Origin of the sequence: Dyella flava (assembly GCF_016904955.1) — a bacterium.
GTDB classification, from domain to species: domain Bacteria; phylum Pseudomonadota; class Gammaproteobacteria; order Xanthomonadales; family Rhodanobacteraceae; genus Dyella_B; species Dyella_B flava.
This window is the reverse complement of sequence record NZ_JADIKE010000036.1, coordinates 243,334-257,974: the sequence shown is the minus strand read 5'-3', so window position 1 is coordinate 257,974 and position 14,641 is coordinate 243,334. Positions and strand designations below refer to the sequence as shown.

Sequence of the window (14,641 nt, the reverse complement as noted above, 5' to 3'; positions counted from 1 at the left end):
GCTTTGCGCAGAAGCGGCTAAAAAACTCGGCGCCGGCCATGATGCTTGAGGCAAGCGCGGCCCCTCACCCCGGCCCTCTCTCCCACAGGGACTAGCTTTGCGTTGCCCGGAGGGGAGAGGGGAAAAGCGGGGCGCTAGGTCATCTTTGTGAGCGCGTTACTCTTTCTGCATCCGCCGCCGCGCCTGTACGGTGCACTCCTTGCTCATGCCGATCAGAATCGCCACGCCATTTAGCGCGGAGGAAAGATGTCTGGGTGGTACGACGGCTGAGTTCCTGACTCCGTCGCCGAGTATGCGCGTAATGTCTTGCGCGCTGTTTAGCAGCCGATTGGCATTGTTGAGCAAGGTATCGGTGTCTGCGTTGGGATGGATGCGATACCTGGGCTCACGCTTGAACGACGGATCAAGATGATTGATCGACACTCGGCGTGAGTCCTTGTCGTGACGGTGCATCGGAAACTCCTTATTCCGGAATGAATCGTTTCGCCGCGGCTCAGGGCGGCGGCCGCGCCAGGATGGGATTGCCTGTGCCGCGACCGGGAGACGCTAAGCCGCAACAAGCGATGAGTCAAGCCATCGGGCCGAAGCCACGGAACGCAGTGGTCACAGACATTGTCTAGAATCACCAAACGATCTATGGCCCATTCCTTACCTTTCAGGAGCGATGAAGCATGCGCATCTCCGCGGCAGTAGTCCTGCTGAGCGTTGTTCTGGCAGTACCTGTCTGGGCGCAATCTGTACCGGCTTCATCCAGCACGGCCCCCGCGGCATCACGCGCGAATGCTCCGTTGTTGCAGGCGGTCACGGTGACGGGTGTGCAGCCCGGTCCGGGGCTGTGGAAAGTGAGCAAAGGCGATCACGTGATGTGGGTGCTCGGCACGGTCACGCCCTTGCCCAAGCATATGGAATGGCAGTCCGCCGACGTGGAGCAGGTGCTAGCGCATTCGCAAGTGTTGCTGGAGCCACCCAAGGCCGATGTGAAAGTGGACGTCGGCTTTTTCGGCAAGCTTGTCTTGCTGCCGTCGGTGTACAGCGCGCGCAAGAATCCGGGTGGGCTCAGCCTTCAGCAAATTCTTCCGTCCGACATGTATGCGCGATGGGAAGTACTCAAGCAGCGGTATTTCGGCAGCGATCGCAGCATTGAATACTGGCGCCCGATCATGGTTGCGCTGAAGCTTTATCAGAAGGCGCTGGACCAGGCCGGGCTTACCAACGCCAACGACGTCAGCAAAGCCGTGATGAAGATGGCCGACGCACATGGGGTAAGGCGTGTGTCGGTAAAATATCGCCTGGTGATCGAGCATCCGCGTGACGTGCTGAACACCCTCAAGCAAACCAATCTGCACGACATCAGCTGCTTCAACCAGACCCTGGATCTGGTGCAGAACCAGATGGGCGCCCTGACCGAGCGCGCCAACGCCTGGTCGACCGGCGATGTGCCGGCATTGCAGCGCTTCGCCCTGGGCGACCGGCACGAGTCCTGCGTGGTTGCGGTGGTCAATGCTGATTTCGCCCAGCAACTGGGCTTGCACGATTTGCCGCAACACCTCGAAGAGGCCTGGCTGAGCGCCGCACAGGACGCGCTTGCGCACAACAGCCAGACGTTCGCTGTGCTTTCCATGCAGGACGTGTTGGCGCCAGATGGCCTGCTGGCCCGTTTGAAGGCCATGGGATATACGGTGCAGGCGCCGGACGAGCAGAATCCCTAGGGATGCTCTGATCCATTCTGCGTATGTGGCATCCCCGGGTCTTCAGTCCCCTGTTGGCCGCGGTGGCTTCACCCCTGATAGAGTTGTCTGGGGTGTATGGATCCACTCGGCATAGGGGAAGGAAATGAAGAAGTTCTTGATGGTGCTTATGGCGCTGTTGTTGGCATGCAGTGCGGGAACACTGTTCGCGCAAGAGCAGCAGGAACGGCCGGCGCAGCAGCAAGCGCGCAATGCGGTGGCGGCGCTGCCCTGGCAGATGGGGCCGACAACGGTAAAGCTGGGTGACCGTGCGAGTTTGAACGTACCTGACGGCTACGCCTTCCTGGGGCCGGAGGGCAGCCGTTCACTGAATGAAATTCTGCACAATCCGCCGGCCCGTGTGGACGTCTATACGCTGGCGCCCAAGAGTCTGGCGTGGATCGCGTTTTTCTCTTACGAAGACATCGGCTACGTGCGGGACGATGAAAAACTCGACCCGGATTCGATTCTGCAGTCGTATCGCGAAGGAACGGACGCCGGCAACAAGGAACGCCGCGCGCGTGGATGGTCCGAACTCAATGTGCTGGGCTGGAGCGCCAAGCCGGAATACGACGCGCAGATCAAATCGCTGGCCTGGTCGATTCTGTTGCAGGATGCCCAAACGCACGCCGATGTCGTCAATTACAACACGCGTCTATTGGGCCGGCATGGCGTGATGGATGTGGTCGTGGTGACAGCGCCCTCCAGGCTCGTGACGTCAATCGACGACTTCAAGAGCACGCTGTCCGGTTTCCAGTACGCGCCTGGCGAGAGTTACGCCGAATATCGTCCGGGTGACCGCGTTGCCGAATACGGGCTGGCCGCGCTGATTACCGGCGGCGCCTTGGCGGTGGCGGCGAAGAAGGGCTTGTTTACGGTGATCGGCGGCTTCCTGGTGGCAGCGTGGAAGTTTGTGCTGGCCGGATTCGTCGCCCTGGGAGCCTGGTTCAAGAATCTCTTCAAGAAAAAACAGCAATCGCGATGACGTCGCACGATGGGTTGTTGCTGCTGGGCGGAGTCGTCGTGCTGTATCTGTACGACTCCGCGCTGCTGCTTTATCACAACGAGATCATGCTGATCGGCGTGCGCCGTGGCTATCGTGTTTCCGCCGGTTCGGGTTTCGAGTTCGGCGGTCGGCACGTTTTCCTGCCGCAACCCTTGTTTCCACATCAACCCCTGTTCCGCCTGAGCTGGCCGCTGCAGGGTGTGTATGGGGGCGATACGCAGGCGATCCGTTTTCGCCGTGTACGGGTCGCGCTGGCAGCGGTTTCTCCCTGGACGTTGATACTGCTGCTGTTGTTTGCGCTGGGCCTGCCTTTTGTCCTGTTCGTATCCGCCAGCGTTGAGGCGTTGCTGGCGTGGATAGCCACAGTCTATGCCGTGATCGTGATGATGCTGGTGCAGGTCTACCGTCATCGGAAAGCCTTGAATCTGTCGGGCCGAGCGGTTGCGGCCGTTGCGCTGGATGCGTTGCTGTGCGCGCCGTTCGCGTTGAACATCGTTCGCAAAATCGGTTTGCGCCAGCACTTCCAGGTGGATTTGCGCATGGTTGCGAGAACTGTGCTGCCCGCCGTAGCGATCCATGAGTTAACAGCCATACTGCGCGAACGCATCCACATCAGCCTCGGCTTTCTTGAGCCCGGTGACGCGGACGCCAGCACCTTGGTCGCCTATCTGGATGACGTCGAGGGACTGCATCCATGACCGCGCTGGACATGGTGGTCATTGCCGCGGGCCTGCTGTTCGGCTATCGGTTGGTCAGCAATTACCTGTCGCCGCATGTCGACGAAGGGCCGGCGTCTTCGCGCAAGGACAACAACCGCCGGCCGGATCAGAAACTGCTCGAACCAGAGCCATCGGCGTGGTTCGTGGTGCTGGGCGTTGCCGAAGACGCCGACAAGGCCGACATCGAGCGCGCCTATCGCATCAAGATCAGCCAATACCATCCGGATAAGGTTGCACAGATGGGCGACGATATCCGGCAGCTTGCTGAAACCCGCTGCAAGGAAATCAACGCTGCTTATGAGATGGCGCTGAAAGGGCGCAGATGAGCGGCAGTTCCTTGCCAGAGCCGCTTTCCAGGAGGACGCATGCAACAGGAAGACCTGATCCGACTGTTCGCCGAACTCACCGATGATGCACTGCTAGAGAGGATCCACTCCGGCGACTTGACCGATGCAGCCGAAGAGTTTGCTCATGCCGAGGCACGGCGGCGTGGCCTGGATATGTCCCGCGATGCGCCAGCCAATATCCAGAAGGTAGCCTTGCCGCCACCGGATTATGTGCAGCTTTCCGGTTACCTGAAGCCGATCGAAGCCTATGTGTTGCAAGGACGTTTGAACGCTGAAGGGATTGACGCGCAGTTGTCCGGCGCCAACACGGTTGAAACCAACCCGCTCTGGTTCAATGCACTGGGCGGTGTTCGCCTTTTTGTGCCGAAACTTCAGCTGGCGCGCGCCAGCGAGATTTTGGCCATGCAGGACAAGGGAGCCTATGATCTGGCCGAGGAGGGTGACCAGGATGGCGTCGATGTAAACACCGGCAAGTACTGGCTGGGTTGGACGGTGCTGGTGATTCCCACCCTGATCTTCGGCTTTCTTGCTGTTTTCCAGATCTGGAAATCCGCTTGTGCGCCGAATACCTACTGTGCCATCCAGGAACAACAGGGCGAGACCGTCGCGTCCTACCTCATGAAATGTTTCGCGACAGCGTTGGCTTTTACGCCTGTCGCGTTTTCAATCAGGTATCTGGAGTTGCGCTTCAAGAAACCTTCGCCGTCCCGGCGTTAGTCGGGACGGAGAACCGGCCGTGCAAAAATGCGCGGGAAAATTTCAGCCTTCAACCGCCCGAGTCGTTGAGCGCTTCGATTTCTGCGGCGGTGAGCGTGAGTTTCACTGCGCCAAATAATTCCTCAAGCTGCTCCACGCTGGTGGCGCTGGCAATCGGCGCGGTGATCCCGGGACGGGCGATCAGCCAGGCGAGCGCAACCTGCGAGAGCGTCGCCTTATGCGTTGCGGCAATCTCATCCAGCGCAGCCAGCACCTTCATGCCGCGTGGATTGAGGTATTTCTGCACGGCGCCGCTGCGCGCGCTGCTTTTGTAGAGATCCGCTTCGCTACGGTACTTGCCGCTGAGAAAGCCGCTGGCCAGGGCGTAATAATTGATCACGCCGATGTTTTCCTGGCGGATCAGCGGCTCGAGTTCTTTTTCGTAGTCGGCGCGGCTGACCAGGTTGTATTCCGGCTGCAGGCTTTCGTAGCGCGGCAAGTTGTGTTGCCTGGAAACGTTGAGCGCTTCGGTCAGGCGGTCGGTGTTGTAGTTCGAAGCGCCGATCGCGCGCACTTTGCCTTCTTCGATGAGTCGTGCGAATTCGCCCAGCGTTTCGCTCAATGGCACCGTGGCATCGTCGGCATGGGCCTGGTAGAGGTCGATGTGATCGGTCTGCAAGCGCTGGAGCGAACCTTCCACGGCAGCGCGGATGTTTATTGGCGAAAGGCCGGAATGCTCGACCCACTTGCCCACCTTGGTCGCGATCACCACCTTGTCGCGCTTGCCGCTGCGCTTGAGCCAGTTGCCGATGATGGTCTCCGATTCGCCGCCGCGATTGCCGGGCACCCATGCCGAATAGACGTCCGCTGTATCGATGAGGTTGAAACCGGCGTCGACGAAGGCATCGAGCAGTTCAAACGAACGCTGTTCGTTCGCACTCCAGCCGAACACATTGCCACCAAAGGCAAGCGGAGCGACGGTGAGTGCAGAGCGACCCAGTTGACGTTGTTGCATGGAAAACCCCTCGGATGGCATGGATATATGCGCTGCCTTGCGGCGGCGCGTGATGCTTCCGAGGTGGGTCTGCGCCGGCGGTTATCAAGCCAGTGAATGGCCGGTGCAGCAAACGGGCGACTTTTCCAGGCAGATGGGTAGCGGCAAGCGGGACACATCCGCCTCCACCTGCTCGGTCTTGCAGCGGCAGATGGGTGCCTCCGCATCCGGGCGCCACATCAGTGTGGCGGGGGTGGCATGGCCGTGCAGGAACAGCAGATCGATCCATGGCGAGCGCATGGCGAGTTCCTAGTGAGGGTTGGAGTATGCTCAAGGTAATGGGGGGTTCTGACCAGCAAAAGCGATATATTCGCAAGGCTGGTTTGAGGGGCATTCAAGATGAGCCGGGTTCCACTGAGTCTGTTGCAGCAATTCGTGCAGGTGGCGCGATTGGGCAATCTCTCGCGTGCCGCCGATCAGGCCAACCTGACGGTCAGTGCATTGAGTCACCAGATGCGCCAGCTGGAAGATCGCCTTGAGCGGCGCTTGTTCGAGCGCGGACCACGTGGGGTCACGTTGACGGTTGAAGGCTGCGAGCTGCTCGAAGCGGTGGGCGAGCATTTCGACGGTATCGAACATGCGCTATCGCGCTATCGCGAGCGCCGCCATGAGGCGCTGACCCTCAGCGCCAGCCCGGGCATCATTTCCAGTTGGCTGATGCCGCGCTTGCCGCGCTTGCTTGCGGCGCATCCGGAATTGGAACTCAATCTGCAGTCCACTTCGGTCCTGGTGAATTTCGACCGCGAGGCCGTCGACGTTGCCATGCGCTATGGCAAGGGCCAGTGGCAGGGAGTGCGCAGCGAGCGCATGTTCGGCGAGTGGATTGCACCGGTGGCGGCGCCGGAGTTGGTGGAACGCATGGCGGGTGCCGATCCCCTCGATCTTGAAAACTGGCCGGTGCTCGGCGATCCCAATCCGAGTCGCTGGAACGATTGGTTTGCGCATTACGGCGGCAAGCCGCCGCGTCGTTACGTGGCGCACATGGATACGGTCGATGCATTGCGCCACGCGGCGCTGGAAGGGCTCGGTGTGGCGATGGGCCGCATGGTGACGTCGAAATCGCTGATCGATGCGGGCCGATTAGTGGTGCTCGGCGACCGCTATCTGCCGGTGCCGGATCCGGAGGCGTATTACCTCGTCTATCCGCCGCGTTCGGAAGATCATCGCGGCATGGCCACGTTCCGCAAGTGGTTGCTGGCCGAGGCGGAGGCGTATTGCAAGCAGATGCCGCAGTTGGGATGTGATGAGGCGGTGGCCTGACGTACCGTCAAAACACCGGAGGCTGGGTACCTTATGCAGAAAGGCGACTGGAAGCTTTCATGGGCTGATGCGCGGAAAAATCTTCCGACGGAAGCTGGCGTCTTCAAGTTTTACTACGGTCTGCGGCATGGCTCGATGAAAGCCGGCTTGTACGCGCCGGAGAACGTCGATACGCAAGGCCCGCACAAGCAGGACGAGATCTATGTCGTTATCAGCGGCAGCGGTGACTTCGTCAAGAACGGTGAGCGCACTCGTTTCGTACCGCACGATATGCTGTTTGTCGAAGCAGGCAGCACACATCGCTTCGAGAATTTCAGCGAAGACTTTTCGACCTGGGTGATTTTCTGGGGGCCGCAAGGCGGAGAGCCGGGTGTCGAATAATCAGGCCGCGTAGGCGCCTGTCGGTTGTCTGACAACACCGCAATGCCCATCCCTTCGAGCGGTGTGATCGTGCCCGCGTGACGCTGTCCCGGCCCATGCTGTGGCAATTGGCGTAATATGCATGGCCGGCCTTTGTCCGCCGGTGTCGCATCACATTCGTTGTACTTGCTACTTAATAAGGATTTCCTATGCCGAGTACCGCCATCCTCGTTGACGGCGCTTTCTTCCTTGCACGCTACCGCAAGGTCTGGGGGGACCGGGATGCCAATGACGCGCGTACCGTCGCCAAGACTGTTTTCGGTATGGCGCTGGAACATCTCAAAGCGTTGGACCGGCCCCGCGAAGCGCTTTACCGCATCTTTTTCTACGACTGTCCGCCACTGGATAAAGTGCTAGTAAAGCCGATCAGCGGCGAAAGCATGGATTTCTCACGCACGGCCGCAGCGACGTTCCGTCGTGACCTGCACGATCAACTGCGTCGTCAGCGCAAGATGGCTTTGCGACTCGGACGACTGGCGGACCGTGGCGAGTGGAAGCTCAAGCACCAGGCTTATCAGCAGCTGCGCGACGAATCGCTGTTCTGGGATGAGCTGGGCGACGAACACTTCGAGCCGGATATGCGCCAGACCCAGGTGGACATGAAAATTGGTATCGATATCGCCGCCCTGGCATACAAGCGGCAGGTGGATCAGATCATCCTGGTCGCTGGCGACGCCGACTTCATTCCAGCGGCCAAGCTGGCCCGCTATGAAGGCATCGATTTCATCCTCGACCCCATGTGGCAAGGTATCGCCCCGGATTTGCACGAGCATATTGATGGCTTGCAGTCGGTCTGCCCGCGTCCGTTTTAAGGCGGCCCTGATCAAGTCCTTCTGACCGTCGTGTGGGATAGGGATGGGTGGCGAGGGTGCAAGTTCGTCCTCCGTGCGCAAGCGGATGTGTTGCGCATTCGCCGCTGATCCCGTACTCCTCTAACTCGATCGAGTGTTTCCCCGCGACAGAAAACCTGTCGCAATTCGCATGCGAATAACGCAGCGGTCGTAAACTGATCGTAAAATACCCGCTTCCCCGCGAAGTGCCGGTGGCTGCCACCGCCCTCTGTTGAAGGAGATGTCATGAAGATCAGGCTTGCCTTTGGTTTGTCCGCCGCCCTGTTGTTCGCTGGCATGGCCCACGCACAGCAGGCGGGACAGGATCAGCCCCCGGGCGAGCTGGTGCCGCCCACCAGTGCCAGCGATTTCACGGCCGGTCAATTGGATGCGGTATTGGCGGGCTCCTGGCGCTCGGCCCCCAACAAGGCGCGCGACGTCTATCGCCATCCCAAGGCCACCTTGCAGTTTTTCGGCTTGCAGCCGGACCAGACGGTGATCGAAATCACTCCAGGCGGTGGCTGGTACACCGAGATCCTGGCCCCGCTGCTGCGCGACAACGGGCATTACATTGCCGCGGTGTCGGGGGGCAATGGTGGCGAGGACCAGCAGAACGCCGCGTCGTTGCGCAGCAAGTTTGCGGCCGACAGTACCGAGTACAGCAAGGCCAGCATCGTTATCTTCAATCCGAAGGCGCCGGTATTGGGGCCGGCCGGATCCGCCGACATGGTGCTGACCTTCCGCAACGTACATAACTGGGCCGAAGCCGGCACCGCGGAGGCGATGTTCAAGGCGTTCTATGCGGTACTCAAACCGGGTGGCACGCTGGGCGTGGTGGATCATCGCGCGGCCGCGGGAGCCAGCCTAGATGCGGTCAAGGATTCGGGTTATTTGCCGACCGATTATGTGATCAAGCTCGCCACCGACGCTGGCTTCAAGCTCGATGCGCAGAGCGAGATCAACGCCAATCCCAAGGACACCAAGGATTACCCCAAGGGCGTGTGGACCCTGCCGCCGACCTTGACCCTGGGTGATCAGGATCGCACCAAGTATCTGGCGATTGGCGAGTCCGATCGCATGACCTTGCGTTTCGTGAAAGTGGCGAAAGCGTCGTCGCCCGCCTCGTCAGGCACGACGGCACACTGATAGTGAAGCTTGGATGGTCGAGCACAGGCCTTGACCTCTTGCCTTCACCCCTCTTCCCTTCAGGGTGTCCGAAGGGAAGAGGATGCGAACGAAAAACGCCATGCTCATTGCACTGAATAAGCCGTTCGGCGTGCTGTGCCAGTTCACCACCGATGAGGGGCGTCCCACGCTCGCCGACTACGTGCGCCAGAAAGACGTGTACCCGGCCGGTCGCCTGGATCACGACAGCGAAGGCTTGCTGCTGCTGACCGATGACGGTGCGCTGGCGCATCGGTTGACCGATCCGAAGCACAAGCAGCCGAAGACGTATCTGGTGCAGGTGGATGGCGCGATCAGCGATGAAGCCATCCAGGCGCTTTGTCGCGGTGTGACATTGAACGATGGACCCACGCTGCCGGCAGTCGCCGCGCACGCACAGGAACCATCATGGTTGTGGCCGCGCGATCCGCCGGTGCGCTTTCGCAAAAGCATTCCCACCAGCTGGCTGTCGATAACCTTGCGCGAGGGGCGCAATCGGCAGATTCGGCGCATGACGGCGGCGGTGGGTTTTCCTACCTTGCGGTTGATCCGCGTGCGGATAGGTGCTTACGCCTTGGACGATCTGCCGCTTGGGCAGACACGGGTGCTGGCTTCTTGAGTAAAGCCCTCATCGCCGGAATGACGAGGTTGTGGGAATACGCGGTGAAGTGAACCTGCTTATTTCAACCCGAAAAATGCGATCGCCGTCGCAGTGCTGTTCGCCGCGGTAACCTCCGCCGGTTCGCCACGGTCGCGCGCGATTTCCTCACAGATATGCTTCAAATACATCGGCTCATTGCGCCGATGACTTGGCTGCGGCCGCACCGTGCGCGGTAGCAAATAGGGTGCATCAGTTTCGATCATCAAACGATCTGCCGGGATCTCGCGCACGAATTCACGCAGATGCGTGCCTCGCCGCTCGTCGCAGATCCAGCCCGTAATGCCGATGTGGCAATCCAGCGCCAGGTAATCGTGCAGCGCTTCGCGGGTGTCGGTGAAACAGTGCACGACCGCGGCGGGAACCTTCTCGCGATAGCGCTTCAACAGGGCGATGAAATCGTGATGCGCATCGCGCTGATGCAGGAACAGCGGCTTGCCCGCATCCACGGCAATTTGCAGTTGCCGCTCGAACACCTGCAGTTGCACATCGCGCGGCGAATAATTGCGGTGATAATCCAGGCCGGTTTCGCCCACTGCGCGAACTTCCGGCAACTGCGCCAGTTCACGCATGCGTTGGTCGGTCGCGTCGTGGTAGTCGACGGCGTGGTGCGGATGCACGCCGGCAGTCGCGTAGAGCAGGCCAGGATGAGCGCGGGCCAATTCCAGGGCGTGTTCGCTACCGTCATGTGACGCGCCGGTGACGACCATCTGGATCACTCCGTGCGCCCGGGCACGGTCGAGAACGGCGGGGAAATCGTGCCGGAAGGACTCGTGGGTGAGATTGGTCCCGATATCAATAAGCTGCATGGAGAACCCTTTTTAAGTTTTTATTGTCCCATTCATTAATCCCACCGCCCAGTCCATCATGAACCGTTGACCCGTAAGCGCCAGCACCTGCTACGCAAGGCTCGCCAGCGGCTTTGTGGATGTGTTACGAATGGGATTGACCTATTCGACGTGAAGGCGCGCCGGGTGGGCAAGACATGTTTTAACAAAGTAGTTACGAGCGGGGTGGAGCATGTCGGCAGTCGTAAAGCCGGCGTCCGTTGGGAACGCTAAAGCCACGGATGACCTTGAATCGGCAGTGTGCGCGCTGCTGGTGGCGCGTGGGCGCTTGAAAGACAACGATCTGGCTCGCGCCCGGCGCCTGCACGAGGAGTCGCCCGAGGGCACCCTCACTGCGCTGCTGGCGCGACTGGGCCTGGTCTCCGAGCGTGAACTTGCCGAAGCCTGGGCGGAACGTCTGCATGCCCCGTTGCTGGTGGTCAAGGATGTGCCGGACATGCCGCCGGCGGATCTGGATATCTCGGTGCGCTTTCTCAAACAGCAGCACGTGGTGCCGGTGCGTTCCGGTGAAGACGGGCTGATGCTGGTGGTGGCCGATCCGGCCGATCCCTATCCATTGCATGCCGTGCGTCTGGCATCGGGCCGGCCGGTGTCGCTGTGCATCGGCCTGCGCTCGGAAATCGACGACCTGATCGAGCGCTACTACGGGCAGGGCCGTTCGGCGATGGGCACCATCGTGGAAAACCTCGATGGCAGCGCCGCGCAGGAAGACGACGTGGAGCACCTGCGCGACCTCGCCTCCGAGGCGCCGGTGATCCGCCTGGTGAACCTGATCCTGCAGCGTGCGGTGGAACAGCGCGCCTCCGACGTGCATATCGAACCGTTCGAGAATCGCCTGAAGGTGCGCTATCGCATCGATGGCGTCCTGCATGAAGTGGAAGCGCCACCTTCCAGTTCCACCGCCGCGGTGATCAGCCGCGTCAAGATCATGGCCAAGCTCAACATCGCCGAGCGCCGTTTACCGCAAGACGGCCGCATCCAGCTGCGCGTGCAGGGCAAGGAGCTGGACCTGCGTGTTTCCACTGTGCCGACCAGCTTCGGTGAATCGGTGGTCATGCGTATTCTCGATCGTGAAACCGTCGTGTTCGATTTCGCGTCGCTGGGCTTTACCGATGCGTTTCGTGAACGTTTTGTGGAGGTGCTGCAACGCCCGCACGGCATCTTGCTGGTAACAGGTCCGACCGGCTCCGGCAAAACCACCACGCTCTACACCGCGCTGTCGAAGATCAACACGCCGGGCGTGAAGATCATCACGGTCGAAGACCCGGTCGAATACCAGCTCGAAGGCATCAACCAGATCCAGGTGAAGCCGCAGATCGGCCTGGATTTCGCCAACGCCTTGCGCTCGATCATGCGCCAGGACCCGGACGTGATCATGATCGGCGAAATGCGCGATCTGGAAACCTGCCGCATCGCCATCCAGTCCGCGCTCACCGGTCACCTGGTGCTGTCCACGCTGCACACCAACAGCGCGGCCGGCGGTGTCACCCGCATGCTCGACATGGGCGTGGAGGATTACCTGCTCGGCTCCACCGTCAACGGCATCCTCGCGCAGCGACTGGTGCGCCGCCTCGATCCGGAAACGGCGATTCCCTATGAAGCGCCGCCGGAAGTCATCCAGCAGTTCGAGCTGGAGAAATACACCGACGAACGCCCGATCCGGTTGTGGAAACCGGGCAGCAGCGCGGCCAATCCCACCGGTTACCGCGGTCGCCGCGCGATCATGGAATTCCTGGTGATGAGCGATCCATTGCGCCGCCTGGTGATGCAGCGCGCCGACGCTGGTGAGATCGAAAAGCAGTCGCGCGCCGAAGGCATGCGCACGATGTATGAAGACGGCATCGCCAAAGCGGTGGCAGGCATCACCACCATTGAGGAGGTGTTGCGTGTCACGCAGGAAGGTTGACGCCGCCGCTTTTGCGCGCGCGCTCTTCAGGGGGGAGCGAACTGCTTCTACTCCCTCTCCCTTGTGGAGAGAGCACACTGCTTTTGCTCCCTCTCCCCTCCGGGGAGAGGGTTGGGGTGAGGGGGTGCTCTTGCCCCTCGCTTACATCGGAGCGAGCTTCGATATAGGTCAGCGCAAGACTGGCCCCTCACCTCAATCCTCTCTCCCACGGGACTACCTTCGGGTCGCCCGAAGGGGAGAGGAGGCGAACGCAAAAAGCCATTTTCTATGAGTCAATTCCGCTACCGCGCTGTCAGTGCCGCCGGTGAAATCGTTCAAGGACAGATGGAGGCGGCCAGCCTCGATGAAGTGATCGTGCGCCTGCAGGATCAGGGGCACACGCCGCTCGAAGCCAAACCTGCCGATGCGGGCGGCGAGGGCACCGGTTTTGCCGGGCTGTTCAAGCGCGGACCTTTCAACGGTGATCAGCTCGCGCAGTTCACGCACCAGCTCGCCACTTTGCTGGGTGCGGGACAGCCGCTGGACCGCGCCCTGGGCATCCTGATGGATCTGCCCGAAGGCGAGCACGCCAAGAAACTGATCGAACGCGTGCGCGATCGCGTGCGCGGCGGTACGCCGTTGTCGCAAGCCCTAGATGAAGAGCATGGCGTGTTTCCCAAGCTCTACATCGCCTTGGTGCGCGCGGGCGAGGTCGGTGGCTCGCTGGAGGACACGCTGCGTCGTCTCGCCGATTACCTGGAACGCACCCAGCAATTGCGCGGCAGCATCATCAATGCGCTGATCTATCCGGCATTCCTGATGGTCGGCGTGTTCGGCTCGCTGCTGTTGCTGCTCACTTACGTGGTGCCGCAGTTCGTGCCGATCTTCCAGGATATGCAGGTGCCGATTCCCTGGATCACCCGCGCCGTGCTGGCGCTGGGCACCACCTTGCAGGATTGGTGGTGGCTGATCGCGGTGATCGTGGTGGGCGGCGTGTTCGTGTGGCGCGCGCGTATGCGCGATCCCGCCATGCGGCTGGCCTGGCACGAACGCCTGCTCAAGATGCGCCTCGTCGGTCCGCTGGTGTTGAAGGTGGAAACCGCGCGTCTGGCGCGCACGCTCGGTACGCTGGTGAAGAACGGCGTGCCGCTGCTGTCCGCGCTGGGCATTGCGCGCATGGTCACCTCGAACAAGGCGTTGGACGAATCGCTGATTCAGGCGACCGAGATGGTCAAGGGCGGTAACGGCCTCAGTCTTGCGCTGTCGCAATCGCAGCGGTTTCCGCGACTGGCGATCCAGATGGTGCAGGTGGGCGAGGAGGCCGGCCAGCTGGACACCATGCTGCTGAAAGTCGCCGACACCTTCGAGCTGGAAAGCCGCCGCTCCATCGACCGCCTGCTGGCGGCGCTCGTACCCGCGCTCACCATCATCATGACCGTCTTTGTGGCCATCATCATGGCGGCCATCCTGCTGCCTCTGCTCAGTCTCACCAGCAATATCCAGTGATCGGCGCGGTCCGATCCACCCATCTCATCGATCCAGGCATAAAACGGAGAAATCAGCCCATGCAGTACAGATATCCTCGAACCCGGCAACTGCGTCATCCCGCGCGCAGCGCCGGCTTCACCCTGCTGGAGATGCTGGCGGTGATCGTGCTGATCGGCATCGTCGGCGCCATCGTGGTCCGCCAGGTCGGCAGCAGCGTGGACAAGGGCAAATACGGTGCCGGCAAGGCGCAGCTCATCACGCTCAGCCAGGCGATCGACAGCTATTCGCTGGACAACGGCTCGCCGCCGGCGCAATTGGAAGATCTGGTCAACAAGCCGGCGAATGCGACCAACTGGCAAGGTCCTTATGTGAAGCCTTCGCAGCTCAAGGATCCGTGGGGTCACGATTTTGGCTACAAGTACCCCGGTGAACACGGCAATTACGACCTGATCTTCTACGGCCGCGATGGCAAGCCGGGCGGTGAGGGCTACGACGCGGATGTGGGTAACTGGCAGTGAAAATCCGGGGATGGGGAGCGG

Annotated in this window: 17 protein-coding genes; 13 read left to right on the top strand and 4 right to left on the bottom strand. The window is 61.0% G+C overall.

The window, feature by feature from the left end; all coding sequences use genetic code 11:
• Window positions 1-156 precede the first annotated feature (156 nt).
• Window positions 157-453, bottom strand: a complete 297-nt coding sequence (locus ISP19_RS12600; protein WP_204682693.1) for a hypothetical protein — start codon at window positions 451-453, stop codon at window positions 157-159.
• 218 nt (window positions 454-671) lie between these two features.
• On the opposite strand from ISP19_RS12600, the gene ISP19_RS12595 reads away from it, so the two are divergent.
• From ISP19_RS12595 to ISP19_RS12575, 5 genes are all read left to right on the top strand, one after another.
• The gene (locus tag ISP19_RS12595; RefSeq protein ID WP_204682691.1) at window positions 672-1,709 is read left to right on the top strand and encodes a TraB/GumN family protein; all 1,038 of its coding nucleotides are present in this window, start codon (window positions 672-674) and stop codon (window positions 1,707-1,709) included.
• A gap of 124 nt (window positions 1,710-1,833) precedes the next feature.
• The gene (locus ISP19_RS12590) at window positions 1,834-2,712 is read left to right on the top strand and encodes a DUF2167 domain-containing protein (protein WP_204682689.1); all 879 of its coding nucleotides are present in this window, start codon (window positions 1,834-1,836) and stop codon (window positions 2,710-2,712) included.
• Window positions 2,709-3,431 (top strand): hypothetical protein, encoded by a 723-nt coding sequence (locus tag ISP19_RS12585; RefSeq protein WP_204682687.1) that lies wholly within the window; start codon window positions 2,709-2,711, stop codon window positions 3,429-3,431. The genes ISP19_RS12590 and ISP19_RS12585 overlap by 4 nt, the downstream gene beginning before the upstream one ends.
• On the top strand, window positions 3,428-3,778 hold the full coding sequence (locus tag ISP19_RS12580) for a J domain-containing protein (protein ID WP_204682685.1): 351 nt from the start codon (window positions 3,428-3,430) through the stop codon (window positions 3,776-3,778). Before ISP19_RS12585 ends, ISP19_RS12580 begins: the two co-directional genes overlap by 4 nt.
• Window positions 3,779-3,817: 39 nt before the next feature.
• Window positions 3,818-4,516, top strand: a complete 699-nt coding sequence (locus tag ISP19_RS12575; RefSeq protein WP_204682676.1) for a putative signal transducing protein — start codon at window positions 3,818-3,820, stop codon at window positions 4,514-4,516.
• A 49-nt stretch (window positions 4,517-4,565) separates the two neighbouring features.
• On the opposite strand, the gene ISP19_RS12570 is transcribed toward ISP19_RS12575, so the two are convergent.
• On the bottom strand, window positions 4,566-5,510 hold the full coding sequence (locus tag ISP19_RS12570; protein ID WP_204682674.1) for an aldo/keto reductase: 945 nt from the start codon (window positions 5,508-5,510) through the stop codon (window positions 4,566-4,568).
• 84 nt (window positions 5,511-5,594) lie between these two features.
• Window positions 5,595-5,789: a hypothetical protein gene (locus ISP19_RS12565; RefSeq protein WP_204682664.1), complete on the bottom strand. Its 195-nt coding sequence runs from the start codon at window positions 5,787-5,789 to the stop codon at window positions 5,595-5,597.
• Between the two features lie 99 nt (window positions 5,790-5,888).
• Between ISP19_RS12565 and ISP19_RS12560 the strand changes: the two genes are divergently transcribed.
• From ISP19_RS12560 to ISP19_RS12540, 5 genes are all read left to right on the top strand, one after another.
• On the top strand, window positions 5,889-6,809 hold the full coding sequence (locus tag ISP19_RS12560; RefSeq protein WP_204682662.1) for a LysR substrate-binding domain-containing protein: 921 nt from the start codon (window positions 5,889-5,891) through the stop codon (window positions 6,807-6,809).
• A gap of 33 nt (window positions 6,810-6,842) precedes the next feature.
• Window positions 6,843-7,190, top strand: a complete 348-nt coding sequence (locus ISP19_RS12555) for a cupin domain-containing protein (protein ID WP_204682660.1) — start codon at window positions 6,843-6,845, stop codon at window positions 7,188-7,190.
• 188 nt (window positions 7,191-7,378) lie between these two features.
• On the top strand, window positions 7,379-8,041 hold the full coding sequence (locus ISP19_RS12550; RefSeq protein ID WP_204682658.1) for an NYN domain-containing protein: 663 nt from the start codon (window positions 7,379-7,381) through the stop codon (window positions 8,039-8,041).
• Between the two features lie 264 nt (window positions 8,042-8,305).
• Window positions 8,306-9,205: a class I SAM-dependent methyltransferase gene (locus tag ISP19_RS12545; protein ID WP_204682656.1), complete on the top strand. Its 900-nt coding sequence runs from the start codon at window positions 8,306-8,308 to the stop codon at window positions 9,203-9,205.
• Between the two features lie 100 nt (window positions 9,206-9,305).
• A complete protein-coding gene (locus ISP19_RS12540; RefSeq protein WP_204682654.1) occupies window positions 9,306-9,842 on the top strand; it encodes a pseudouridine synthase in 537 nt (178 codons plus the stop codon).
• 59 nt (window positions 9,843-9,901) lie between these two features.
• Here ISP19_RS12540 and ISP19_RS12535 read toward each other — a convergent pair whose 3' ends face one another.
• Window positions 9,902-10,690 (bottom strand): TatD family hydrolase, encoded by a 789-nt coding sequence (locus ISP19_RS12535; protein WP_204682652.1) that lies wholly within the window; start codon window positions 10,688-10,690, stop codon window positions 9,902-9,904.
• A 211-nt stretch (window positions 10,691-10,901) separates the two neighbouring features.
• Here ISP19_RS12535 and gspE point away from each other — a divergent pair, with 211 nt between their 5' ends.
• The 3 genes from gspE to gspG all read left to right on the top strand — a co-directional run bounded on the left by gspE (window position 10,902) and on the right by gspG (window position 14,620).
• Entirely contained in the window at window positions 10,902-12,635 is a 1,734-nt protein-coding gene (gspE, locus tag ISP19_RS12530; protein WP_204682650.1) for a type II secretion system ATPase GspE, read from the top strand.
• 267 nt (window positions 12,636-12,902) lie between these two features.
• Window positions 12,903-14,120, top strand: a complete 1,218-nt coding sequence (gene gspF / locus ISP19_RS12525; protein ID WP_204682648.1) for a type II secretion system inner membrane protein GspF — start codon at window positions 12,903-12,905, stop codon at window positions 14,118-14,120.
• Window positions 14,121-14,179: 59 nt separating this feature from the next.
• Window positions 14,180-14,620, top strand: coding sequence for a type II secretion system major pseudopilin GspG (gene gspG, locus ISP19_RS12520; protein WP_204682646.1), 441 nt, complete (start codon window positions 14,180-14,182; stop codon window positions 14,618-14,620).
• The last annotated feature ends 21 nt before the right edge of the window (window positions 14,621-14,641 follow it).